This is a genomic window from Sinorhizobium sp. NG07B (assembly GCF_002532005.1).
Lineage (GTDB): Bacteria > Pseudomonadota > Alphaproteobacteria > Rhizobiales > Rhizobiaceae > Sinorhizobium > Sinorhizobium fredii_C.
Window position 1 is genome coordinate 1 of record NZ_NWTD01000008.1, and the last position, 24347, is coordinate 24347.

21 protein-coding genes and 6 pseudogenes are annotated in these 24347 nt (G+C 62.9%); 13 read left to right on the forward strand and 14 right to left on the reverse strand.

The genetic code is table 11. The features are described from left to right. Positions 1–786: 786 nt before the first annotated feature. The 3 genes and pseudogenes from CO664_RS22200 to CO664_RS22210 form a co-directional block, all read right to left on the reverse strand. A pseudogene (locus tag CO664_RS22200) lies at positions 787–922 on the reverse strand (hydrolase); the annotation flags it as partial. 156 nt (positions 923–1078) lie between these two features. Further along, entirely contained in the window at positions 1079–1804 is a 726-nt protein-coding gene (locus tag CO664_RS22205) for a response regulator transcription factor (RefSeq protein ID WP_037424695.1), read from the reverse strand. Further along, on the reverse strand, positions 1801–3069 hold the full coding sequence (locus CO664_RS22210) for a sensor histidine kinase (protein WP_097527535.1): 1269 nt from the start codon (positions 3067–3069) through the stop codon (positions 1801–1803). The genes CO664_RS22205 and CO664_RS22210 overlap by 4 nt, the downstream gene beginning before the upstream one ends. 281 nt (positions 3070–3350) lie before the next feature. Between CO664_RS22210 and CO664_RS22215 the strand changes: the two genes are divergently transcribed. From CO664_RS22215 to CO664_RS22235, 5 genes are all read left to right on the forward strand, one after another. Continuing rightward, on the forward strand, positions 3351–4367 hold the full coding sequence (locus CO664_RS22215; RefSeq protein WP_037424693.1) for an ABC transporter substrate-binding protein: 1017 nt from the start codon (positions 3351–3353) through the stop codon (positions 4365–4367). Between the two features lie 97 nt (positions 4368–4464). After that, positions 4465–5907: a sugar ABC transporter ATP-binding protein gene (locus CO664_RS22220; protein WP_234819597.1), complete on the forward strand. Its 1443-nt coding sequence runs from the start codon at positions 4465–4467 to the stop codon at positions 5905–5907. Beyond that, the gene (locus tag CO664_RS22225) at positions 5904–6851 is read left to right on the forward strand and encodes an ABC transporter permease (protein WP_037424689.1); all 948 of its coding nucleotides are present in this window, start codon (positions 5904–5906) and stop codon (positions 6849–6851) included. The genes CO664_RS22220 and CO664_RS22225 overlap by 4 nt, the downstream gene beginning before the upstream one ends. Continuing rightward, a complete protein-coding gene (locus CO664_RS22230) occupies positions 6848–7798 on the forward strand; it encodes an ABC transporter permease (protein ID WP_037424687.1) in 951 nt (316 codons plus the stop codon). Before CO664_RS22225 ends, CO664_RS22230 begins: the two co-directional genes overlap by 4 nt. A 16-nt stretch (positions 7799–7814) precedes the next feature. Then, positions 7815–8726 (forward strand): SMP-30/gluconolactonase/LRE family protein, encoded by a 912-nt coding sequence (locus CO664_RS22235; protein WP_037424685.1) that lies wholly within the window; start codon positions 7815–7817, stop codon positions 8724–8726. Positions 8727–8877: 151 nt separating this feature from the next. Here CO664_RS22235 and CO664_RS22240 read toward each other — a convergent pair whose 3' ends face one another. From CO664_RS22240 to CO664_RS22265, 5 genes and pseudogenes are all read right to left on the reverse strand, one after another. Continuing rightward, positions 8878–9081 carry a hypothetical protein gene (locus CO664_RS22240; RefSeq protein ID WP_234820303.1) on the reverse strand — a complete coding sequence of 68 codons (204 nt, stop codon included), beginning with the start codon at positions 9079–9081 and terminating at the stop codon, positions 8878–8880. Next, positions 9078–9317: pseudogene (locus CO664_RS22245) on the reverse strand (cysteine hydrolase); the annotation flags it as partial. The pseudogene CO664_RS22245 and the gene CO664_RS22240, both read right to left, overlap by 4 nt. A 5-nt stretch (positions 9318–9322) precedes the next feature. Next, positions 9323–9521 (reverse strand): annotated as a pseudogene (locus tag CO664_RS31280) (DUF4334 domain-containing protein); the annotation flags it as partial. 425 nt (positions 9522–9946) lie between these two features. Next, positions 9947–10195 carry a hypothetical protein gene (locus tag CO664_RS22260; RefSeq protein WP_141471749.1) on the reverse strand — a complete coding sequence of 83 codons (249 nt, stop codon included), beginning with the start codon at positions 10193–10195 and terminating at the stop codon, positions 9947–9949. Between the two features lie 95 nt (positions 10196–10290). After that, positions 10291–10835 (reverse strand): annotated as a pseudogene (locus tag CO664_RS22265) (aconitase family protein); the annotation flags it as partial. Positions 10836–10850: 15 nt separating this feature from the next. On the opposite strand from CO664_RS22265, the pseudogene CO664_RS22270 reads away from it, so the two are divergent. Next, positions 10851–11216: pseudogene (locus tag CO664_RS22270) on the forward strand (aconitase family protein); the annotation flags it as partial. Positions 11217–11894: 678 nt separating this feature from the next. Here CO664_RS22270 and CO664_RS22275 read toward each other — a convergent pair. The 3 genes from CO664_RS22275 to CO664_RS22290 form a co-directional block, all read right to left on the reverse strand. Next, complete coding sequence (locus CO664_RS22275) at positions 11895–12779, reverse strand: GntR family transcriptional regulator (RefSeq protein ID WP_097527523.1); 885 nt, start codon at positions 12777–12779, stop codon at positions 11895–11897. 559 nt (positions 12780–13338) lie between these two features. Then, positions 13339–13842, reverse strand: coding sequence for a metallophosphoesterase family protein (locus tag CO664_RS22285; RefSeq protein ID WP_097539931.1), 504 nt, complete (start codon positions 13840–13842; stop codon positions 13339–13341). A gap of 278 nt (positions 13843–14120) precedes the next feature. Continuing rightward, positions 14121–14594: an Lrp/AsnC family transcriptional regulator gene (locus CO664_RS22290; RefSeq protein WP_097539932.1), complete on the reverse strand. Its 474-nt coding sequence runs from the start codon at positions 14592–14594 to the stop codon at positions 14121–14123. Positions 14595–14854: 260 nt separating this feature from the next. Between CO664_RS22290 and CO664_RS22295 the strand changes: the two genes are divergently transcribed. The 6 genes from CO664_RS22295 (at position 14855) to CO664_RS22320 (ending at position 20364) form a co-directional block, all read left to right on the forward strand. Next, on the forward strand, positions 14855–15631 hold the full coding sequence (locus CO664_RS22295) for an ABC transporter ATP-binding protein (protein ID WP_097539933.1): 777 nt from the start codon (positions 14855–14857) through the stop codon (positions 15629–15631). Between the two features lie 38 nt (positions 15632–15669). Beyond that, positions 15670–16437, forward strand: a complete 768-nt coding sequence (locus CO664_RS22300) for a transporter substrate-binding domain-containing protein (protein ID WP_097539934.1) — start codon at positions 15670–15672, stop codon at positions 16435–16437. A gap of 70 nt (positions 16438–16507) precedes the next feature. Beyond that, complete coding sequence (locus CO664_RS22305) at positions 16508–17230, forward strand: ABC transporter permease (protein ID WP_097539935.1); 723 nt, start codon at positions 16508–16510, stop codon at positions 17228–17230. 9 nt (positions 17231–17239) lie between these two features. Next, on the forward strand, positions 17240–17929 hold the full coding sequence (locus CO664_RS22310; RefSeq protein WP_097527518.1) for an ABC transporter permease: 690 nt from the start codon (positions 17240–17242) through the stop codon (positions 17927–17929). 139 nt (positions 17930–18068) lie between these two features. Next, the gene (locus CO664_RS22315; RefSeq protein ID WP_097539936.1) at positions 18069–19343 is read left to right on the forward strand and encodes an aminotransferase class V-fold PLP-dependent enzyme; all 1275 of its coding nucleotides are present in this window, start codon (positions 18069–18071) and stop codon (positions 19341–19343) included. A 112-nt stretch (positions 19344–19455) separates the two neighbouring features. Next, positions 19456–20364, forward strand: a complete 909-nt coding sequence (locus tag CO664_RS22320) for a homocysteine S-methyltransferase family protein (protein WP_097539937.1) — start codon at positions 19456–19458, stop codon at positions 20362–20364. A gap of 34 nt (positions 20365–20398) precedes the next feature. Here CO664_RS22320 and CO664_RS22325 read toward each other — a convergent pair whose 3' ends face one another. Then, entirely contained in the window at positions 20399–21829 is a 1431-nt protein-coding gene (locus CO664_RS22325; protein WP_097539938.1) for an MFS transporter, read from the reverse strand. Between the two features lie 122 nt (positions 21830–21951). Between CO664_RS22325 and CO664_RS22330 the strand changes: the two genes are divergently transcribed. After that, positions 21952–22899 (forward strand): LysR family transcriptional regulator, encoded by a 948-nt coding sequence (locus tag CO664_RS22330; protein WP_097540022.1) that lies wholly within the window; start codon positions 21952–21954, stop codon positions 22897–22899. Positions 22900–22926: 27 nt separating this feature from the next. On the opposite strand, the gene CO664_RS22335 is transcribed toward CO664_RS22330, so the two are convergent. Together CO664_RS22335 and CO664_RS31730 are read right to left on the reverse strand one after the other, a co-directional pair. Then, positions 22927–23718 carry an EAL domain-containing protein gene (locus tag CO664_RS22335; RefSeq protein ID WP_097539939.1) on the reverse strand — a complete coding sequence of 264 codons (792 nt, stop codon included), beginning with the start codon at positions 23716–23718 and terminating at the stop codon, positions 22927–22929. A 67-nt stretch (positions 23719–23785) separates the two neighbouring features. After that, positions 23786–24097, reverse strand: a pseudogene (locus CO664_RS31730) (hypothetical protein); the annotation flags it as partial. Positions 24098–24347: the final 250 nt, after the last annotated feature.

The window sequence follows — 24347 nt, forward strand, 5'->3', positions numbered from 1 at the left end:
TGACGACAGTGCCGACCCGTATACTTTGGAGCAGGTTCGGCGCGAGCGCGAACGCTATCGCAGTATGATGCCGTAGGCACCTGCCTCAGCAGGCACTCGCCTCGCAAAGCCCCTGCTCATCACGCAGGGGCGATTGTGATTCAGCAACGGCGTCGAACTTTCACGGAGGTAGCGCTGCGTCCACAGTGTACATCCTCGCAATCAAGCCGTGCACAGGGCTCATGACGAACGGCTCCCCTCGACCCTCCTGCGACTATGGGGAACGGGAAATCGACCGACAGCAGCCGCCTGGAGGAGAGGAGTACTCTGCTGACTAGACGCCATAGGCGGTGGAACCCACCACTCCCAACGGCCCAACGGTCTGCACGTCGAATTCAGGCCCACAAATGACCTGCCTTTCATTCGGACTGTGAGTCAGCAGCTGAGGTGATCGAGTGGAGCGCTCGTGCATGCGATGTCGGTTGGCAAACTCGCACCCCACTAAACTGCCTGCTATTGTAGTTGGACCAGCATCCATCCGGGTGAGCTTAGTGCTGTTTAGATCGAGGTCGGTAATTGCCAGGGATCGTGTGGGTCTGCCTCCTATCCGCCGCGCTCATCGTTCGTCGCCATCGCATTGAACTTCGGCTCTCCACCCGATCCGGACATCGACATCCGGCACAGGAATGGCTCGGTTCGGCCCAAACGAGACATCGAGCCTCGCAACCAGCGAATGGGGGTGACGAGTATGGAGAGGCGATGCACAGTTCGCATCGCCTCGTCAAGGTCTCGTCATCCCCTCTCAGATCAGCCTGCGTTGCTCGGCACGCGCGTGTTGAGCAGTTGCTGCTCCCCGCTGCCGCCAAAGTGCTGGATGAGAATCTCGGTCAGCTCCTCGACATGCTCGGTGCGCGCACAATCGCGTCCATTCGCCAGCGATGCTTGGGGCTCGGCTCGGTACGCCAATCCCCGTTTGCTTTCAGACGGCCGCCGCTCACACCACGGTCATAACGTCTAGCGGCACTGCACTACGTCTTGCTTCGATGGTCTTGCCCAGATTCGGAATTGGCGGTGAGTTGGATCCCTTCTCGTCTTCGGTTCACTTCTGTTCCTGCAGCCATTCCTGAAGCTCGGCTTCGGCTTTTTCCAGGGCGCTGTAGTTCAGCAGTTTCCGAAGGAAAGCGACTGTCACGGCGCGGGCGCGCAGGTTAAATTGGCTGTCAGAATGTTCCTCGGCAACGGCCTGGTAGACGTCGAGCTTGTCGTAGAGCTGCTGCAAACGGTTCTGGACGCTGCGCAGAGACAGGTTGCGGCGCTTGGCAATCGTCCGGTCCGTCAGACCGAGTGCGATGTCGACGAGGATCTCGTATTCCGAATCGCTGAAGCTGTTCGCGTGGCCGATGCTTCTTTGCTGCAAACCGCGCACCTCGCGGTCGATCACGCACTGGCTCTCCACGAAAATTGAGCGAAGCGCCAGCTTCAGCCGCTCGTCGGAGGCGGATTTCAGCACATAGCCATAGGCCGCCCCGTCCGGAACGATACGCGACACGCCACGGACATAGGCCTCGTCGGAGTAGTTCGACCAGAAGAGGATGCGCGTCTCCGGGCGCTCTTTCCAGATGGTGCGTGCCGCCTCGATACCGTTGCGGGTCTGCATCTGCAGGTCCATGACGATGTGCGCCGACTTGTGATCGCGCGCGAGCTGCTCGCCGGCGACGCCGTTCTCCGCCTCGATGACGGTGTCGCATTCGGGCAGGGCGGCACAGACCGCCTCATGCAGGTACGAACGGTGAAGCGGATCGTCCTCCACGATCAGTACCTTCATCGCTGATCCTCCTTGATGGCTATTTGCGGCTGGGGCTCGAGGTCCGCACGGCGCTCTCCGCGCGGCAGCAGGACTGTGACCGTCGTGCCGCGGTTCTTGTCTCCCAGTCCAATCGCGAATTTCGCGGAAATGAGCCGTGCCCGCGTCTTCATATTGTCGATACCGCCACCGATGCGTCCGCGGGCTCTGGCCAAACCACGCCCGTCGTCCGAAATCTCAATGGCGAGCTCGCCGGCCTCGAGCCGAAGCCCGACGATGATTGCCGTGGGCTGGGCGTGGCGGACGGCATTGTTGATCGCCTCCTGCGCAATTCTGAAAAGCGCGACGCTGACCGTCTGCTCGAGGCCGTCTAGAGCGCCCCCGCTCTCGTCGACGAGAGCCCACTCGATCGGCATCCCACTGTCGCGTACTGACTGGTCGAGGTGGTTTTCGATCGCCTGGGCAAGACCGAAGAGCTGCAAAACGGACGGCTTTGCCTGCTCGATGATCTGCCGCAGATCCTGCATGCAATGATGGAGACTGCGGGAAACGGGTTCCAGTGCCTCGCTGCTCAGCTCCGAGCCGCGGGCCAGGCGGTCGATGCGGCGCGACAGCCGCGTAAGGTCGGCAAGCGTCTGGTCGTGAAGGTCCATGCCGATGCGCTGGCGCTCCTGTTCGAGCGCCTCGGTCAGCTTCAACGCGCCCTGCCGCAAACCCTCCTCGCGCGCACGCGCCTCCGCCTCGACGATGGCGGATTGCTGGGCCTGTTCGGCGGCCCTCAGCGCGAAGAAATAGGGTGCCAGCAGGTCGGCGATGATCCTCGCCCGGCCGACGTCCTCCATCGTGTATAGGCCGGGGTTCTGAGAGGAGCAGCTGAGCGCGGCTATGATCTTGCCCTGCACCTTCATCGGTACGTGCAGACGACTGCGCAGCGATTGTTCGATGATCGGCCGCTTGAAGGCGCCCTCGAAGTGGAAACGCGCATCGTTGATAGCATCATCCGTCAGCAGGTAGTCGACCTCGCCCCAGAGAAGGGAACGGATCGGGCTGTTGACGACCGGCGCCGAGGCGGCATCACCCCAGGCGGTGTCCATGCCGGTCTCGTAGGCGGTGTGATAGTTACCGTCGACCATCAGGATGCAGACGTCGAGATGATCGTGGGGGATGATATGCGCCACTTCCGCAGCGACGGCGCGGATCGCCGAGCGGAAGTCGAGCTGGCCGGCAAGCAGCCGGGATATGCCAAGATAGTGATCGACCAATGCGGCCGGCGCCAGAAGCGGCATGTCCGCAGTTCCTCCCGCGATCGCGCCCGTCCCTTCGGGCGCTGCGACCGCCAGCTCCATTAAGCGCTCGACAGGGCGTCCTCGTCTTGCACGAACACGCAGCCTGTAATGCAAAAGTCCGCAAACGCATTGCCGCATACGATCTATACAGGCGGCAAATTCTCCCTCATCCTGCCATTACTGAGAGGAGGAAGCTCAGTGCAAGTCCTATTTGCAGACGACCGCATAGAGAGCGGCCGATGAGGCGATCCGGTCGAAGCCGGGTCCAGAGGGAGGAAAACATGACATTTCGCAAGATGCTTCTGGCATCAGCGGTCGTCCTGTGCGCCGCAATGCCGAATTCCGCGTTGGCCGACACTTCCGGCAAGAAGATTGCGCTTTCCAACAATTATGCCGGCAACTCCTGGCGGCAGGCGATGCTCACGAGCTGGGACAAGGTGACGGGAGAGGCCGTCAAGGCTGGCGTGGTTGCTGCTGCCGATGCCTTCACAACGGCGGAAAACCAGGCGACCGAGCAGGCCGCGCAGATTCAGAACATGATCCTGCAGGGCTATGACGCGATCGTCCTCAACGCCGCCTCGCCGACGGCGCTCAACGGCGCGGTCAAGGAAGCATGCGATGCAGGCATCATCGTCGTCTCGTTCGACGGCGTGGTGAGCGAGCCTTGCGCCTGGCGGATCGCCGTCAATTTCAAGGAAATGGGTCGCAGCGAAGTCGAATATCTGTCGAAGAAGCTGCCCGAGGGCGGGAACCTCCTGGAGATCCGCGGCCTTGCCGGCGTTTTCGTCGACGATGAGATCTCGGCGGGCATCCACGAGGGCGTCAAGCAGTTCCCGCAGTTCAAGATCGTCGGGTCCGTCCATGGCGACTGGGCGCAGGATGTCGCCCAGAAGGCCGTGGCGGGTATCCTGCCGAGCCTTCCCGAGATCGCCGGCGTCGTGACCCAGGGCGGCGACGGCTACGGCGCCGCCCAGGCGTTCGCGGCTGCCAACCGGCCGACGCCGATCATCATCATGGGAAACCGCGAGGACGAGCTGAAGTGGTGGAAGGAACAGAAGGATGCCAGCGGCTATGAGACCATGTCTGTCTCGATCGCGCCCGGCGTCTCGACGCTCGCATTCTGGGTCGCCCAGCAGATCCTCGACGGCAAGGAAGTCAAGAAGGACCTCGTCGTGCCCTTCCTGCGCATCGACCAGGACAATCTGGAAGAGAACCTCGCCAATACCCAGGCAGGCGGTGTTGCCAATGTCGAATATTCGCAGGCTGATGCGATCAAGGTGATCGAATCCGCGGAATGATGTTCTTCCATATGTCGCGCGGTTCTCTCGGGACCGCGCGGCAGACCCCGTGCCAAACGATCCCCAGTACAACAGATAGCGGCAAATGACGGGCAGAATGTCGAAGGCGATAATCGAGGTTGCCGACGCCAAGGTGAGTTTCGGAGCGGTCAGGGCGCTCGACGGCGTGACGCTCGCCATCCGGCCGGGGGAATGCGTGGGTCTCGTCGGCCATAACGGCGCCGGCAAATCGACGATCGTCAGCGTCATCAATGGCGGTCTGACGCCGCAGCAGGGCAACATTTCAGGCGACGGCGAGCTTCTTCAGCGCTACGGCATCAACGCGGCCAGAGCGCGCGGCATACGCTGCGTCTTCCAGGAGCTTTCGCTCTGCCCGAACCTCACCGTGGTCGAAAATACCCGCGTCCTGCACCGCCATCTTGGAGGCCTCGGCTGGCGCAGGCGGGCAAGGCTCGTGATTGAGCGAAGCCTCGATGCCATATTTCCCGGACACGGCATCGAACGCGACAGGATGGTCGGGGATCTCTCCATCGCCGAACGGCAGATGGTCGAGATCGCCATGGCTTTCTCCGATACCGGCATTGCGCCCCGGCTCATCATCCTGGACGAGCCGACGTCCTCGCTCGACGCGAGCCTCGCGGAGCAGATGCTCGCCCATGTCCGGCGGTTCGTCGCGAGCGGCGGTTCGGTCATTCTGATTTCCCATATCCTCCACGAGATCCTCGCCACGGCGAACCGGATCGCGGTCATGAAGGACGGGCGCATCGTCGCCGAACGGCCTGGCGATGCCTGGACCGAGCACGGCCTCGTCGAGGCCATGGGAAGCGTCGTCAAGGGCGAAGCGCATCGCCGCACGCTGCGAGACCTTGCCCATGAGCCCGTGGTAATCGCGCGGACCGGTCGCGGCCTGCGCCTTGAGGCCAGACGCGGCGAGATCGTCGGGCTCGCCGGTCTCGCCGGACACGGCCAGACGGGAATGCTGATGAAACTTCATGCAGCGAGCACCGCCGACTGGCTGCCGCGCCGCGAGCCTGCGGTGACCTTCGTCGCGGGGGATCGCCGCCTGAATGGCGTCTTCGAACTCTGGAGCATCCTGAAAAACTTCTCCATCGCCACGCTTCACGATCTGGCCCTGCGCGGCGTCGTCAACGCCGAGGCGGAGGCCGAGCGTGCCGGAGAGTGGAAGCGCCGCATCGATATCCGCACGCCGGACTTGGCCAACCCCATGCTGTCGCTTTCGGGCGGTAACCAGCAGAAGGTGCTATTCGCCAGGTCGCTCGCGACCAGGGCGCCGGTGGTGCTGATGGATGATCCAATGCGCGGCGTCGACGTCGGCACGAAGCAGGAGGTATACGAGATCATCCGGCAGGAGGCTCAGCGCGGCCGCACCTTCGTCTGGTATTCGACCGAGATGGAGGAGGTCTGCCTCTGCGATCGTGTCTATGTCTTCCGCGAAGGAGAGATCGTTGCGGAACTCGCCGGCGACGCCGTGAGCGAGGAGAACATCCTTGCCACGTCCTTCAAGCGGGAGGCAGCATGAGGCTGAGGCTTTCGACCGATGCGATCCGGCTCGCCATTCCCGCCCTTTCGCTCACCGTGCTTCTTGCAGCCGTCTTCTGGCTGCAGCCTCGGGCGATGAGCTATATCGGCCTCAACCTGCTCTTCAATCTCGCGGTTCCGATCGCGCTCGCGACGATCGCCCAGATGATCATCATGTCGGTGAACGACCTCGACCTCGCGATGGGCACCTTCGTCAGCTTTGTCGGCTGCGTGACGGCGACCTTCCTGCGTGACGAGCCGCTTGTCGGGATTCTGATCCTTGCCGGCGGCGTTGCCGTCTATGCCATGCTCGGCGTCGTCATTCACCTCCGTGGCCTGCCGTCGATCGTGGTTTCGCTCGGCATGAGCTTCGTCTGGGCGGGGCTTGCCGTGCTTCTCCTGCCGGCGCCCGGCGGACAAGCGCCGGAATGGGTCCGAAGCCTGATGACGATGAAGCCTCCGATCGCTCCGATGGCGATCGTCGCCAGCATCGTCATTGCCGTCGTCGCGCATCTGATCGTGACGCGCTCCTCGCTCGGCGTGCTCATCCGCGGCATCGGCGGCAACCAGCGCTCGGTGGAGCGGGCGGGCTGGTCAGTTCTGGCCGCCCGCGCTGCGGCCTACGGGCTTGCCGGCATGTTCGCGGTGCTCGCCGGCATCGCGCTCGTCGGGCTCACCACATCGGCCGACGCAAACATAGCGCTCAGATACACGCTGCTCTCGATCGCCGGCGTGATCCTCGGCGGCGGCGAATTCATTGGCGGGCGCGTCTCGCCCATCGGCGCGGTGATCGGCGCTCTGACGCTGACGCTTGCCGGTTCGTTCCTGTCTTTTCTGCGCATCTCGCCCGACTGGCAGATCGGCGCGCAGGGCGCGATCCTGATCATCGTGCTCGCCTTGCGCCTGCTGCTCAACCGTCTCGAATATCAGGAGAAGCGGCGATGAGGGTCGTCGACCGTCTTTCGCGGGCGCCTTGGATCTGGTCGTGGTTCGCCGCCTTCCTGGTCTGGTTCGCGACGATCATGGTGACGGGCGGCGCAAGCATGCTCGACCTCTCCCAGGCGGCGCTGACCTTCGCCGCCTTCTCGATCATCGTCGGCATCGGCCAGATGTTCGTCATCACGCTCGGTCCCGGCAACATCGACCTGTCGATTCCCGCCACCATGACGCTCGCGGGCACCGTGGCGCTGAAGCTTATGGAAGTGGACAACGCCATGATCCTGCCGGGGCTGATAACCGCAACCCTGATCGGCATCGGTGTCGGCCTCGCGAACTACGCGCTCATCAAGGCGTTGCGCATCCCGCCGATCATCGCGACGCTGTCGATGAGCTTCATCATCCAGTCAGCGGCCATCTGGACCAATCGCGGCCTGCGCATCAAACCGCCGAGCTTCCTGGCCGAATTCACGACATCGGCCACGCTCGGCGTGCCCAACGTTTCCCTCGTGGCGCTGGTGATTTCCCTCGCCGCGTGGTTCCTGCTCGAAAAGACCGTTTACGGGCGCTGGATCTCCGCGATCGGCCAGAGCATGCCGGCGGCACGCATGGCGGGCGTTCCGGTCGACGGCACACGCTTCGTCACCTACGTGCTCTCGGCCGTTCTTGCCTCGCTCGCGGGCTACCTCCTCGCCTGCTTCTCGGGGGGCGCGGCTCTCAACATGGGCACGGAATATCTTCTGATGTCGATCGCCGTCGTCGTTCTCGGCGGCACCGCGGTCGCCGGCGGCGATTCCAACGTGCCGGGAATCTGGGGTGCCTCGCTCTTCATGTTTCTGGTGGTCTCCATGCTCAACACCTACGGCCTCGGCGCCGGCATCCGCCTGATCATGACCGGGCTTATCATCATCAGCGTCATCATGCTCGCAGGCGGCCGACAGCCGGGCATGCGTTAGTTCGGGGACGGACCACATGGGAAGGGAACAAATCTACGAGATCGACGATCCGCGCTTCGCCCATCTGATCGTCGGCAGCGCCCGTCTCGATGACCTTTATTCCGGCTGCCGCTGGTCGGAGGGGCCGGTCTGGTTCAGCGATGCCAACCAGCTCGTCTGGAGCGACATCCCGAACCAGCGGATGCTGCGCTGGACGCCGGAAGGCGGAGTCTCTGTCTTTCGGCAGCCGTCGAATTTCGCAAATGGCCACACCCGAGACCGGCAGGGACGCCTGATTTCCTGCGAGCACGGAACGCGCCGCGTCACCCGGACCGAGATCGACGGCTCGATCACGACGCTCGCCGAAAGCTTTGGCGGTCGGCGGCTCAATTCGCCGAACGACGTGGTGGTGCGATCGGACGGCACAATCTGGTTCACCGACCCGACCTACGGCATCCTTTCCGACTATGAGGGCTATCGGGCGGAGCCGGAACAGGAGAGCCGCAATGTCTACCGGCTGGACCCGGAAAACGGCGAGCTTGCCGCGGTCGCCACCGACTTCAACCAGCCGAACGGCCTCGCCTTCTCGCCCGACGAGAGCATCCTCTATGTCGCCGACTCCGGCGCAAGCCATGACGACGCCCTGCCGCGGCATATTCGCGCCTTCGATGTTTTGGACGGACAGCTCGCCAACGGCCGAGTCTTCGCAACGATCGACAAGGGCATCCCCGACGGCATCCGCACGGACACGGGAGGAAATCTCTGGTCGAGCGCCGGCGACGGTGTGCATTGCTTCGCACCGGACGGCGTGCGCATCGGCAAGATTCTCGTGCCGCAAACTGTTGCCAACCTCACCTTCGGCGGTCCCCGCCGGAACCGCCTCTTCATCGCTGCGACGACGTCGCTCTACGCAATCTATGTGACCGCGACGGGCGCGCAGGTACCGTGAGAAGGGGAAGTTCATGGTAGCGGATGATTTCAACCAGAACGGCGGCAACGACGCCGGCACAGAGGGGCTGGCCATGGCGGGTTGATAAGCCGCGCAAGTCCTCCCGTTCCTCGCCAGCAATTCGGATACTGCCGGCGACGTGACCAACAACTTATTTTGATCTGAGCCCGATCGAGGTCGTCTGCCTGGCTGTCGAGGCGATGTAGTGACGGTCGAACCGGAGCCTTTGCTGTTCGAGATTGGTGTAGCGCAGCACTTCGAGCGGCCCGGCGATATCGATCAGCAGCGCCTCCAGCGGCACCAGCGTGAATACCGGAATGACCTGCGGTTCCTCTGCCGGGCCAGACCTGCTCATGCAGCTAGCGCCCTGCTACCCAGCGCTTCCTCAACGGTCGCGATACGGGCGAAGCGGCCGGCGAGCACCAGTTCCGTGCGTTTACGAATTGCCGCGGCATCGAAGGTCTCACCCGAGGCATGCGTCATCGGGAATGTCAGCGTCGCTTCAGAGACAAAATCGACATCCCAGCCGAGATCGGAGGCATCTCGCGTGGTGGTCTAGCAGCACTGCTCGGTGCGCAAGCTGCTCGGCAAGGCGATCATCGATACGGGTGGTGAGCGATAAATGATGACCGGCTGCCCGCATTTCGAGGTCCGTCGACGCGCTGGAATTCGAAGAAGTAGATCCGGTCGACATTCCTGATGGTCATCGCTCCAATGATTCTTTCCGCATTGATCCGCCGGAAAATGGTCGACGATCGGCTGGTGGTTATAGACTATGGCCGTGCTCTCGATGCCGCTAGCTCATCCAGCGAAGTAATGTAGATCTGGCGAACGCCGGCCTTCATGCCGAATCGGACCGTCGTGGGTGTTGATTTGCACTGAGAAGTGGGTCGGCGTCCTTCTTTTGATTGCCACTGGCAGCCCTTCCCCAGGCATTTCCCACCTACCATTCAGCCGCCGCCCGTCTTCGGATAAGGGAACCACCCATTCTCTTAGGCAAACGCGTGAAATCTCGTCGGCCATCTTCCCTGAAGTCGCTGGTTTAGATCGGGCGCGTTGATCTCATTCTCCGCATTCACACTGTCGAAAATCACCTTATTCAACGCGGAAATGTCACTGCCAAACGTCTCGCGGACCTCCTGCCTCCGAAGTATGGGTGATCGAATGACTTGCGTGTGAGGGGCGTCCTCGCGCGCAATCATTCTCTCGCGCACAGGATCTTAGCGCTTGAGAATGCCGGCATATTTGTTCCTATCCAGCTTCTCTTGGTCGACTTCCAGATCGTCATCGTCGACAGCGGCGCCTGCGTCTTCACGGCCGGCAAACAGCTGTTCATCCTCATCGATTGGAGAAGGCGCAACACGCGCGATCTGCTGCAAATCATCCTCGCTCACGCCAGCAACTCGCCTTTCATGGAGATCCAATCGCCGGCGCAGCTCATCGAGGGAAGAAATGTAGACCTGGCGCACCCCTGCCTTCATCGCGAATCGGACCTCGTGGGCATTCTGCGGCCTTCGCACGGCAGAGAAATCAACTTCATCGCCCGGAGCGTCGCGCCGGCGGGGATACGGCCCTGCGGCCGCGCCGGTCCGGCAAGGCTGACCTCGACCGTGGATAGTTCGAGTTCGACGGTGGCGGTGTAGCGCGGGTCGATATGCGGATCGAACCACAGGCCGGTGCGCTTCGCGTGGGCCTTGACGAAGGCGACGTGGTCGCGCGAGCGTCCCGTCATTTCGAGGTATTTGAGCGTCTCGGCGTCGATCGGGAAGTAACCGCTGTTGCCGCCGAACTCCGGCGTCATATTGGCAACGACGGCACGGTCTCCGGCGGTCAGCGTCGACACACCGGGACCGAAGAATTCGACATAGCGGTCCTGCAGGTCGAGCTTGCGCAGCATTTCGGTGACGGTGAGCGCCAGATCGGTCGCCATCACGCCGCTCTGCAATGCTCCGGTGAGTTTCACCCCGACGACCTCCGGGACGCGGAGCGTCACCGGTATGCCGAAGAATACGCTCTCCGCCTCGAGCCCGCAGACGCCCCAGGCAAGCACGCCGATGTCGTTGATCATCGGCTATGGCTGTCGGTGCCGATCAGCGTGTCGGGCATCGCATGGCCTAGCTCCATACCGGAACGAGCGAGCAGGAAATCCCGTTTCTCCCCAATCGAGTCCTCATGCACGACACCACCTGTGGCCCGGCGCTGGTCGACATTGCCGGCATGCGCTCGGCGCTGGCGGAAGCCGGCGGCGATCCCGCTCTTCTCAATCCCGTCGTACCGGTGGACGTCTCGACGGATCATTCGGTGGGCGTCGATTTCTTCGCACAGGCAGGCTCGCTCGAAAGGAACATGGCGCGCGAGTTCGAGCGCAACGCCGAGCGCTATCGCTTCATGATATGGGCGACAAACACGCTGAGCGGCTTTAGCGTGTACCCGCCCGGTACCGGGATCATGCACACGCTCAATCTCGAGAGGCTCGCCAGCACCGCGACCGGCAAGCGCATCGAAGGCGCGCTCTTGGAATCGCCTCCTTCGCCCTCGCGGCGTTGTCACCTCCGGTGCGCAGCACGTTCTCCAGAAGAATTCGATGTGTATAGGGCAGGCGCTGCAACGCCTCGCCTGCCTCCGCAGGGAGGTCCACGATCGCATAGTCAACCCGGTCAACGCCGAGATGTTAGCTTTGTCTCGGACATTGATTGTCTACCGCTTCGAGAACGTGGGGCCTCTTAAGGTCTTGGCCCAAAATTACATATTGCGATTATAAAATGCAATATGCACGCGCATCGAAAGAAGCACGAACGTCCACCTCTTGCAGCGGCGCCGACATGTTGGCAGGCGGTTCGGAACATACCCGCGAAGAATTCCGTTCATTGCTCATGAAAGGAGTGAATCATGAATCAGATAATCTACCTAGTCGGACTGGTTGTGGTCGTACTCGCCATCTTGGCGTTCTTTGGCTTGGGCTAATAAGCAGGCTCACACCCAATCGGCCAACCGATTGCCGGCACCGGGCGCAGTCCGCCGATCATGGAAGCCAGAATAGCCTTCGAGGAAAATAAGCCTTCTGCCTGCTTCCTCAATTCCTGGCCGATTTAAGGAAGCATGCAGCCGCTTTTGAAGTGCGCTACGGCTTTGCGCGTCTTCAAGCGCGCACAGTTCCGCCACACGTTCTTAGACCTGCGGCGTCTTGATCCGGATCGCACCCATGATGTGCGTGTAGAGAAAGGCCGCCGCCTCTGTCCGGCGACCGGTCTCGACGAGGTCGAGAATGTGCAGGTGCTCGCTCGTCTGCCGGGGCAGCCGGCTCCGGTCGATGTTAATCTGGTACTCGATCAGGCGGCGCAGCCGGTTGACGCGCTTGATTGCATCGAGGAAGAAATCGTTCTGTGAGCAGGCGACGAGCATTTCGTGAAACTCGTTGTTCGCCTTGACGATCTCGGCGCGCGACCAGGTCTCGTAGCCGCCTTCTCCCAAGGCGGTCTGCACGGAGCGCGCCTTCCTGAATTCTTCCTCGTTCGGGCGGAACGTGGGCAAGAGCATCGCCTGCTGCTCGATGACCGCGCGGAAGACGTAGCCCTCCTCGTAGCTCTTGCGCGATGTCAGCGTCTCGCGGAAGGCCCAGCCGTTGCCCGGCAGGCGTTCGATCCAGCCCTCTTCGGCGATCCGGTGGAGCGACTTCAACAGCCGGCTGCGGGCGACGTCGTAGAGGCGCATCAGCTTGTTCTCGCTGACGCGCTCCTCGAGCTTGCCGGCAAGGCGGTCCTCGGCGATGCGGAAATAGAGCGGATCCTCCTCCTCGCGCCGAGGCTCGCCCACGGGTTTCCCTGTCTCGACCTTGGCCGCGTCGATCGTCAGGAAATAGCCGCGGTTCGGTTCCGCCCGCACGATTCCCATCGTCTCGAGCTTCTTCAAGGCGGCATTGACCGGCGCGCGGGAGACGCGAAACGCATCGGCGAGCATTTGACAGGGCAGATGCTCGCCGGCGCGCATCTCGTTCGTCTTCACGAATTCGAGGATGCTTGCCGTGATCTGCGGGGATACGCTTTGTCTTGCCATGGGTCGTCGTAGGGTTCGGTCGCTAGCGCGTTCAACGTCGATTTATGCACTCGCCAACGCGTTTGCAAACGACCTGGACGCTCTTGGCCTCACCCGTCGCCATCATCGCCTCTTGCAGCGAGCGCGCCGCCGAATCCCGCCGCCCGCGCCGGCCGGCGCCGTGATGGTCAGTTCGAGGTCGCTGGCAGCCGAAATGGCCGGATAGAAGGCAGTGCCGCCAAGGCAGCCAGGCAAAGGGCAGTTTTCAGAAGATGACGCATGCGATTGCTCCTCCTGGATGGAAAACGAACGGCGAGCCTACTGGCCGTTACGAGACAACCTGCATTAAATAATTATAAAATGAAATAGTGGAGAAAAACGAGTCAGGGAGGAAATTGCCTCGGGCAAGCTTTGGCAAACCTAGCCGGATAAGTGGCGGGGCGGGTCTCCGCCTATTTCCGGATGCTGCGCGTCGAGCGCGGCGTCACGCTCGTCGAAGGTGTCTACGAGTAACGATGCGCGCCTATCGCCCTCGCAGGGCGACGTCGCCCACGGCGCGCTCGCCCGACATTCACAAGCGCTATGCCTTCACGCGCAGCCGCGGGAGAAGATCGGGCAGGCTGACCGGGCGCAGGTCTCTGGCATCGACGCCCACATCGAACTGCCGCGGCAGCAGCGGTTTCAAACGGCCGTGGGAATGGCCGTGCAGGTTGACCGATTGCTTTCCCATCTGATTCCAGGTCCGAAACGGATAGTGGCAGAGAATGAGCAAGTGCCCGTCGACGGTGAGTTCCGCATAATGCTGGATGCTCTGCCAGCCGCTGGCTTCGACCGTCGCCAGCGAATCGTTGTTGCCGACGATCAGGTGCTTCCTGCCGTTCAGCCGCGTAAGCAAATCTTCAGCAAAGCCCTTTTGCTTCGATGCGAAGTCGCCGAGGTGCCAGATCTCGTCCTCCGGCGAGACGGTGTCGTTCCAGTTGGCAATCAGCGCAGCGTCGTGGTCCGCCAGGCTGGAGAAGGGCCGGCGATCGATGTTGAGCACCCGCGGCTCGCCGAAATGCGTGTCACTCGTGAAATAGATCATCTAGGCAGCTTTCCGGTTAAAGCGTTGCTGCGATCGGAGGCACCCCCCTCTGCCCTGCCGGGCATCTCACAAGGAGGGAGGTTGGCTGGAAACGCCGATCTGCCCCAACCCCAGCATGCGTATGCCGAAGTCAACGCACCTGCAAAGTCCATGCATCGATATTCGATGGGCGGGACATTGCCTCTTGCCGATCTCCCCCCGTGTGGGGGAGATGCCCGGCAGGGCAGAGGGGGTACACACCCCTTCTCCCGATTTTCGGCGCTCCACTCTGATCGGCCCTAGTCGGAAGTCACGGGAACGAACATCCCGAGCTTCACATCCTTCAGCACGACATTCGTGTGAATTCGCTTAATCTGAGGATTCTGCGACATGATCTGCGCGGTGATCTCGTCATATTGGGTGACGTCCTGGGCGGTGATGATCGCCACGAGATCCACCGACCCGGTCACGTAATAGACCTGCTGGATGTGATCCTGCTTGTCGACCCAGGTGCGGAATTTCGCGAGCGCATCGTAGTTCTCACGCTCGATCTCCATGCCGGCGATGAAGGTCATCGGATTTCCGGCGACCTTGCGGTCGACGAGGGCGATCTCGGCGGAAATGATGCCGTCCTTGCGCATCCTTTTGAGGCGGCGTTGAACGGCAGACGCCGACAGGCCGATGATGTCGCCGATCGCCTCGGCCTTGAGCTGACAGTCGCGCTGCACGATCTCGAGGATCTTCCGATCGAATTGATCCACTGGCTCCGTCATGGTTTCCTCGTGTTGGTGATTTGCCGCAGCTAATATCTCAGGCAGCTTTGTCGTGAGCACGCTTTCCGCTTCCGAAGCTTTCACCTGCGCACGAACGCACTATCTCTCAAAAAATCAAGGACAGAAAGCGCGGTAAGTCCGCATCTTTTAGCGTGTTCTGCGAAAAATCCGCGTCACTGCGGCAAATGTGCGGCAAAACCGCAACGCGTGGCCATATTATCGCGAACCAAATAACCATAAAAACGCCAGGAACGACAGGAATGATGCGAAGCGCCGCCGCCTTGCTGGTGGAAGACGTCCATAAGAGCTATGGGCAGCACGAGGTGCTGAAGGGCGTATCGGTATCGGCGCAAAAAGGCGACGTCATTTCGCTGATCGGATCCTCGGGCTCGGGGAAGAGCACCTTTCTCCGCTGCATCAACTTTCTCGAGATCCCCGACCGCGGCCGTTTCATCTTCGGCGGCGAAGAGGTTCTGATGAAGCCGGGCCGCGAAGGGCGCGCCCATCCCGCCAATTGGCGGCAGATCGAACGGATCCGCACCGGCCTCGGCATGGTGTTCCAGAGCTTCAACCTTTGGGCCCATAGGACCGTGCTCGAAAATGTCATCGAGGCCCCAATTCATGTGCTGCGGCAGAGCCGCAGGGAATCGACCGAACGGGCCGAGGCTCTTCTGTCCAAGGTGGGGCTTTACGACAAACGGCACGCCTATCCGGCGTTCCTGTCGGGCGGCCAGCAGCAGCGCGCCGCGATCGCCCGCGCGCTCTGCGTCGACCCGGCGGTGATGCTGTTCGACGAGCCCACCTCGGCACTCGATCCCGAGCTTGTCGGCGAGGTGCTGAAGGTCATCCGCGACTTGGCGGAAGAAGGGCGGACCATGCTTCTCGTCACGCACGAGATGAAATTCGCCCGCGACGTCTCCAGCCACGTGATGTTCCTCGATGGGGGGCGCGTCGAGGAACAGGGGCCGCCCGCCCAGGTCTTCGGTGCGCCGCTCAGCGCCCGCTGCCGCGAATTCACCGGCAGTCTCGGCCATTGATCCGTTTCCATTCCGACGAAAACAGAAGGGGTAGTCGAATGAAGTTGATGTCCATCCTGATGGCCGGCGTGGCCTTCGCACTTGCAGGTGCGGCCAATGCGGAAGTGCGCTTCGGCATCATGAACGAAGCCTACCCACCCTTCTTCACGAAGGACCCGTCCGGCAAATGGATCGGTTGGGAAATCGAGCTGATGGACGCGGTCTGCGCCGAGATGAAGGAGACCTGCTCCATCGTCGACATGTCCTGGGACGGCCTGATCCCGGGTCTCGAGGCGAAGAAGTTCGACGTCATCTGGTCGTCGATGTCGATCACCCACGAGCGCAAGAAGACGATCGACTTCACCGACAAATATTACAACACCCCGAGCAAGCTGATCGGCGCCAAGGACGGCAAGTTAGGAGCAGCGCCTGACGACGTCGCCGACAAGACGATCGGCATCCAGGTCTCGACGATCCAGTCCGAATATTACAAGAAGTATCTCGCCGACAAGGCAGCGGAACAGACCTATGCGACGCTCGACGAAGCCTTCCAGGACCTGGCTGCCGGGCGGATCGACTATGTCTTCGGCGATGCCATTCCGCTGGCAGAGTTCCTGAAGTCGGACTTCGGCAAGGACTGCTGCGAGGACAAGGGCAACGTCAAGGACGACCCGGCTATCCTCGGAACGGGTATTGGCGGCGGGCTGCGCAAGGACGACACGGCACTGCGCGACAAGCTTAACGCGGCGATCGCCGCCGTCAGGGCGAGCGGCAAATATGCCGAAATCTCCAAGAAGTACTTCGACTTCGATCCCTATGGCGAATGACCGGAAGGGCGATCGGCGCCTGAAGGCGCCAATCGCCCTTTGCCTATGAACTCGATCAGATAGGCCCCGGATGTCGTCCAGCCAATCGCTCCTGGAATTGCTCTCCCCTTATCCGCCCGGCTGGGGAGGCGTGCTGCTTGCCGGCGCGCTCTCCACCGTGCTGATTTCGCTTGGCGCCTATCTCGTCGGCATCGCCATCGGCCTCGTCGGTGCCATCGGCAAGCTGAAGGGCAATCGCCCGGTTCGCTTCGTCCTCGATCTCTATACGACGGCCGTCCGCGCCATCCCGGAACTGATCCTGATCATCGGCCTCTATTATGCGGGAACCGACGGGCTGAACCGCATCCTCTCCGCACTCGGGCTTCCGGCGGTGGAGATCAACGGCTTCGTTGCCGCCGTCGCGGTGCTGGGCATTGTCCAGGGCGCCTATATGACCGAAGTGTTTCGCGGGGCGATCCTCGCCATTCCGGTCGGGCAGATCGAAGCGGCGGCCGCCTTCGGCATGCGGCCGCGGCTGCGCTTCCGCCGCATCGTGCTGCCGGCCCTGATGCCGAATGCGCTGCCGGGTCTAGCCAATCTCTGGATGTCGGTCACCAAGGACAGCGCGTTGATTGCCGTCGTCGGCTATCAGGAACTGGCGCTCGCGACCCGTATCGCCGCCGGCAACACCAAGCACTACTTCCTGTTCTTCCTCGCCTCCGCCGCCCTCTACCTCGGGATAACGCTCATCTCTAACGTCGCGTTCGCGGCGCTCGAGAGCCGCCTCCGGCGCGGCCAGCCGACGACCGCATAGGAGGGGCACGTGGATTTCTCGTGGATCTTTTCCTATTGGCCGCTGCTTGCCGCAGGCGCGGTCCAGACCGTCCTCCTGCTCGTGATTTCGGTCGGCTTCGGCTTCATTCTGGCGATCGGTCTCGCGCTCGCGCAGGTGATCGGCCCGCGCTGGCTCAAGCTCTTCGCTCGCGGCTACTGCACCTGCCTGCGCGGCACGCCGCTGCTGATTCAGCTGTGGCTGCTCTATTACGGCGTCGGCTCGCTGCTGCCGATGATCCCCGGCCTGCGTGCGAGCCTTCTCTGGCCGATCCTGCGCGAAGGTTTCTTCTTTGCGGCGGTGAGCTTCACCCTCAATTATGCGGCCTATGAGGCCGAGGTGCTGCGCGGCGCGCTGCTTGCCGTTCCCAAGGGTGAACTCGAGGCCGGCCGATCCTTCGGCATGTCGTCCTCGACCCTGCTCAGGCGGATCTGGCTGCCGCGCGCCATCCGCATCGCCTTGCCGACAATCGCCGGCGAAGTCGTGCTGCAATTGAAGGCAACGCCTCTCGCTTTCACCGTGACGGTAATGGACCTCTATGCGGTGGCCTACAAGGTGAGGCAGGACACGCTGCTGGTCTACGAGCCGCTGATGGTCGTGACCGTCTTCTATGTCTGCCTGACGCTTATCATCACCCGCGCCTTCAAGGTCGTCGAAGCGCAAGTGCCGGTACGGCGCTAGCATGATGAGCTGCTTGATCGATTTGGCGGCGCCCGAGGTCCTCATCGCGCCTTTTCTCGGCGGATCGGCAGCCGCTGAGCGGCCAAAAACACTCGGAGAACACTAGAGTCGCCGTCGAACGCATCTCGAAAGGTCCTCCATGTCCCTGAATCGATCGAGCACCAAGGCCGTAACGGATCGCCGAAGCCAAGCGAGAGCCCGGCCGCATTCCGACAATCGCCCGCTGCATTGGGAAACCCTGGCGCTCGACGGCGGCTTGGTCATCGATCCGACGACGAAGGCGATCGCCCCCAATATCTCGATGTCGGTCAACAATCTGCTTGCCCCGGGCGACGGCGCCTTTTCGGCCGACGGCGTCGAGGATCTGACGGCGCTGCCATATCTCTATGCGCGCTGGACCAATCCCACCGTGCGGCAGCTCGAGCAGCGCATGGCAGCACTCGAAGGCGCCGACGACGCGCTCGCGGCCGCGACCGGTCTCGCAGCGATCGCCGCCATGTTCCTGACCTGTCTCAAGGCCGGCGATCACCTGATCATCAGCGATGTCTGCTACGCAGGCGCCAGCGAGCTGGCCCGCCGGATCCTGCCCGACTACGGCATCGAGGTGACCGCGGTGAACATGTCGCGGCTGGATGCGGTTGCCGCGGCCTTCCGGCCCAACACACGGCTCGTGCATTGCGAAAGCCCCTGCAACCCAATCCTGCGATTGACCGATCTTTCCGCCGTGGCGGCACTCGCCCACCAGCGCGATGCACTCGTTTCGGTCGATTCCACGCTGGCCACGCCGGTCGCGACAAGGCCGCTCGCCTTGGGCGTCGACCTCGTGATCCACTCGCTCACGAAGTTCATCAACGGCCATGGCGACGCGCTCGGCGGGATCGTCTGCGGCCGCAAGCAGATTGTCGAGAAAATCCGCTCGCGCGCCGGCGTCTATCTCGGCGCTTCGCTCTCGGCCCACAGTGCCTGGCTCATTATGCGCGGCATCGACACGCTCTTTCCGAGGATGCGGGCAGTATCGGATTCGGCGCTGCGGCTTGCCCGCTTTCTTGACGGCCATCCGGGCGTCAAATCGGTCACCTATCCCGGATTGGACACGCATCCCCAGCACGCGCTGGCGCGGCGCCAGATGAATGCCTTCGGCGGCATCCTCACATTCCAGACGGACGACGCGCAGAAAATGGCGGCCCAACTCGCCGACCGGTTGCGGGTGGTGCACTACGCCTTCTCGGTCGGCCACCAGCGCAGCATCGTCGTGCTTCTCGATACCAACGAGATGATGAAGTCGACCTATGGGCTCAAAGGAGCGCCGCTCGACGATTACCGCGCCTTTGCCGGCGACGGCGTGTTCCGCCTGTCGGTCGGCCTGGAGTCCGTCGAGGACATCATCGACGACCTCGATCAGGCGCTCCGATGAAGACCCGCAACAAAATCCCGACCGAACACCCGAGCGCCCGGGACCGGCTGACGGCATTTGCGCCGTCGGCGGCCCTCCGGCGCTGAACCAGCAAAGTTGGAGTCGATCATCAATGAACCACATACGTATTCTCGACGGCGGCATGAGCCGGGAGCTGATCCGGCTCGGCGCCGAACTCAGGCAGCCGGAATGGTCCGCGCTGGCCTTGATGGAAACGCCGGAGATCGTCGGGCGTGTCCATAGGGAATTCATCGACGCCGGCGCCGATGTGATCACCACCAACAGCTATTCGCTGGTGCCGTTCCACATCGGCGAGGAGCGTTTCCGCTCCGAAGGACGCACGCTGATCGAATTGGCCGGAAAACTCGCCAGGGATGCGGCCGACGAGAGGACCGATCGCAAGGTCATCGTCGCTGGCTCATTGCCGCCGATCTTCGGCTCCTACGAGCCCGAGCGCTTCGACCCCTCGCGCGTGCAGGACTATCTGAAGGTCCTCGTCGAGGGATTGGCGCCCTATGTCGATGTCTGGCTCGGCGAAACGCTGAGCTTGATCGCCGAAGGCGATGCGGTGCGCGCCGCAGTTGCGGCGACCGGCAAGCCGTTCTGGATCTCGTTCACCCTGGCCGACGATGCAGGAGCTCCGGAGGGCGACGAGCCGAGGCTCCGATCCGGGGAACCCGTGGCCGCGGCCGCCGCCTGGGCGGCCGGCTCTGGTGCCGAGGCGCTCCTGTTCAACTGCAGCCATCCGGAAGTCATGGCGCGCGCCGTCACTGTCGCGGCTCAAACGTTTAGGGAAAGGCAGGCGGTTATCGGCATTGGCGTCTATGCCAACGCCTTCGAGGCGGAAGAGACGGAGGGCGCTGCCAATGAGACGCTTCACCACACCCGCGCCGACCTGACCGCCGACCGCTATTCACGCTTTGCCTGTGATTGGGTCGAGGCCGGCGCCTCCATCGTCGGCGGCTGCTGCGGCATCGGCGCTCGCCACATCCACAACCTGGCACGCTGCTTGAGGGGCTAAGCGGCAAGGGCCGGGACGGCTACCCGCCCCCGGCTCACTGCGCCTCTTGGGATTTTGACCTCACCACAACAGCGCGGCTTGCCGCTGCGACGGCGATCGCGATGACCACCAGCACCGTGGCGACGGCGAAAGTGGCGCGCATGCCGGTGGCGGTGGCGGCCGCAGTCTCCCTCGCCGCGGCGAAGGAGAAGACCGCTCCCATCATCGATGCGCCGGTGATCAGCCCGAAATTGCGCGAGAGGTTCAAGAGCCCCGAGACGGTGCCCCGCTGCTCGGGCCGCGCGTCCTTCATCACAGCGGTATTGTTTGCCGCCTGGAACAGCGCGTAGCCGCCGGTGAGAATGACGAGCGGCATGACATAGCCGGCGACGCCGAGCGCTTCCGGAACGAGCGAGAGTGCGAGGCAACCGGCCGTCATGGCGCCAAGACCGGCGGCGGCCATGCGCCACACGCCGAAGCGATCGACGAGCCGCCCCGCCGGAATGCCCGTCAGCGCCGAGACGACCGGTCCGACCGACATCACCAGGCCGACGAGCGCCGCATCAAGCCCCAGACCGCGCGACAGGTAAAACGGCCCCACCACCAGCGTCGCCATCATCACCGTAGCGACCAACATGCTCGTGGCAAGTCCCGAGCGAAACGACGGCTGATGCAGCATCGCGAAATCGACCAAGGGTGACCCCGTCCGAAATTCCACCAATAGAAAGACACACATGCCGAAGACGGCCGCCAGCAGCAGAACCAGGTTGGTCGCCCCGAAGCTGCCGCGCCCGATGGTCATGGCGAGCGCGTAGGCGCCGAGGGTGAAGACGAGGATCAGCGTACCGGCGAGGTCGAAGCCGGGCCGGCACGCCCTTGATGCCGGACGATCCGTCGGCAGTGCGTGGCAGGCAAGAAGCAAAGCCAACAGGCCGATCGGCACCGTGACCAGGAAGATCGCCCGCCAGCCGAAGCCGGCGATCAACGCGCCGCCCAGGGAGGGGCCGAGCGCCGTCCCGATCGCCGACATCGTGCCGAGCAGCCCCATGGCGCTGCCAATCCTTTCCTTCGGGACGACCTCGCCGACCAGGGCCAGGGCAAGCGCCATCATGGCTGCGGCGCCCAACCCCTGCAGGGCTCTCGCCGCGACGAGCCAGGAAAGATGCGGCGCGGCGCCGCACAGGCCGGATGCGATCGTGAACAGGGCGATACCGGCGAGCAGCAGTTTGCGGCGGCCGACGATGTCGCCGAACCGACCGACGCTGATGATCAGCGTGGTGATGACCAACAGATAGGCGAGGACGACCCACTGCACCTCTTGAAACGAGGCGGAGAAGGCGTGGGTCAGGGTGGGCAAGCCAACATTGGCGATGCTCACGCCCAAGGAGGCCAGCAGCATGGAAAGGGAAAGGCTGGTCAGTGTCCAGCGGGCCGAGATCGGCTGCTCCATGCCAGCAGCAACCGTGTCATACGGGTATTTTGTCATCGTCGTTCCTCTCATCGGCGTCGCTCGAGAGGTAAACCGTTGCCGGAGATGGCGGAAGACGCACCATTTGCATTGCATTCATGCATCTGACGCTAGTATCAATTCATGCTATCGTCACCCGCATGTCGCATCCGGACCTCAATCTTCTCGTCACCCTCTATGTGCTGCTTGCCGAAGGAAGCGTCGCCGGCGCTGCCCGAAGGTTGCGGCTGAGCCCCTCCGCCATGAGCCGGCGGCTTGCGCGCTTGCGCGCTACGACCGGCGATCCGCTGTTAGTGCGGGCCGGCCGCGGCCTCGTCCTGACACCCCGCGCGCTCGAATTGCGTGAGCGCGTCGGCCACCTGGTCGAGGAGGCGGAGGCGGCGCTGAGGCCTGCCGACCGTTTGGATCTCGGCCGGCTCGTGCGGACCTTCACGCTTCGCACGAGCGACGGCTTCGTCGAGAATTTCGGGCCGGCCCTGATCTCCAAGGCCGGCGCCGAGGCACCGGGCGTGCGGCTGCGCTTCGTCCCGAAACTCGACAAGGACAGCACGCCGCTACGGGATGGCAGTGTCGACCTGGAGACCGGCGTCGTAGGCGGGAGCCAGAGCCCGGAGATCCGCACGCAGGCCTTGTTCCAGGATCGCTTCGTCGGCGTCGTGCGTGTCGGGCACGCGCTCTGCCAGGGCGAGATCACGCCCGCCCGCTATGCCGCCGGGCAGCACGTGCTCGTCGCCCGCCACCGTAGAGATAACGGGCCGATCGATGCCGCTCTGGAGGCGCTCGGTCTCGAACGGGAGATTACCGCAACCGTTGGCGGTTTTTCTCCCGCGCTGGCGCTGGCGAAAAACTCCGACATGATTGCCACCGTCCCCGAGCGCCACACCGGCAACCTTCGTGACGATCTGTTCAGTTTTCCCATTCCGATCCCCATTCCGGAGATCACCGTGTCGATGCTTTGGCATCCACGCCTCGAGGCAGACCCGGGGCATCGTTGGTTGCGGGCGTGCGTCCGGGCAATTTGCGCGAAGCGGCCGACGGACTCGCGGTCGGAAAAGAAGATCGCAAATGTCGCAGGTACCGCCTGCTGATCGAATGTGCTCTCGATCGCTACGGTGCTACGAGCACTGCGGCAGATGCGGCTGGAGCGAGGCTGGGCGAAATCTTCGCTTGAATGCTCGTGCGCTGCGCGAATAGACGGGCGGCAGAGTCGGCTCCGAAAGGAGAAACCCCTGCACATGTGTCGCTCCGGCGCACCTGGCGGCCTCAAGCTGATCGTATGTTTCGATGCCTTCGACAACCACAATCGATGCCGCAAAGGAGGCCAGAGCGACCAGGTCACGCAGGATCGGCGCGGCATCACCCAGGCGGTGCTGCGCAAAACATGCGTCGATTTTCACGAGATCGACCGGGATGGTCGACAGCGCATTGCCGGTCCCGAACCTGTCTATCGCAATTCTATAGCCCATCGCGCGGGCGCTGCCGAGCAAGTTCGCGGCGAAGGGCGTTTTCAGAGGCTGCGTTACCTCAAGAACCATGCGGGTCGCCAAGACGCTGTGCCGCGAGAGGAGGTCGTGCAACACCATGCAGCTTCGCTCATCGGCTATGATCTCGGCCGAGAGGTCGCAGCCGAGCACGTCCGACGGATGGCAAGCGAGCCATTCAAACGCCAGGTCGAGGAGATCGAGCCCGAAAGCCAGAGCGATCTGCGACGCTCCGGGGAAAGCGGAGAACTCTCCGCGGGTTCTGACCGTACCGTCCGGCTCCACGAATCTCGCGAGGCATTTCGAATAGAGGACCTCGCCTGGATCAGCGACGGCGTTTATCTGTTGCAGGGAGAACCCGATCCGTCCGTGCTGCATCGCCCGCACAGCACCGCAAGTTGCGTCGTCGCGTGTCTGCAAATTCATGGATCAAGCCGCCCCAAACGGATTGCGGACGGATGCCGGCTGCTGCCGGCACCGTCCGAACTCAGGTTTACTCCGCAACACCCAGGTCGTCAGCTGTTTCCGGCAGCGTTTCACGTATCTCGTCGATCTTGCCGAACTCCGGTCCAACGCCGAGTATCTCTTTAGCCTCGGCGAGATCGTCGTCGGTTACGACGCCATCCTTGCTGAAACTCTCGAGTGCCTCGCGAAGCGCTTCGTCGCTCAAGGCCGGATCGGTCGCGATGGCGTCGGAACCGTTCTCAGCCTCGAACTCCGCATAGGCAATCGCATAGTCGGAGATCGCGGCCATCCGCGGGTCGTTGGAGTTGAGATAGGCGTGATAATTCCGGTTCAGCGAACTGAACCCCGAACCGCGCACGGCGCTCTCAAGTTCCTCATCCGGGTCCAACGGATCCGTGTCCGAAAGGTCTGAACTATCCGAGGCGTCCGACGTGTCCAATGTATCCGACGTGTCAGGCAGCGTTTCGCGTATCTGGTCGATCTTGCCGGTTGCTGGCCCGACGCCGAGTATCTCCTTGACCTCGAGAAGGTCGTCGTCGGTCACGACGCCGTCCTTATCGAAGCTTTCGAGTGCTTCGCGGAGCGCCTCG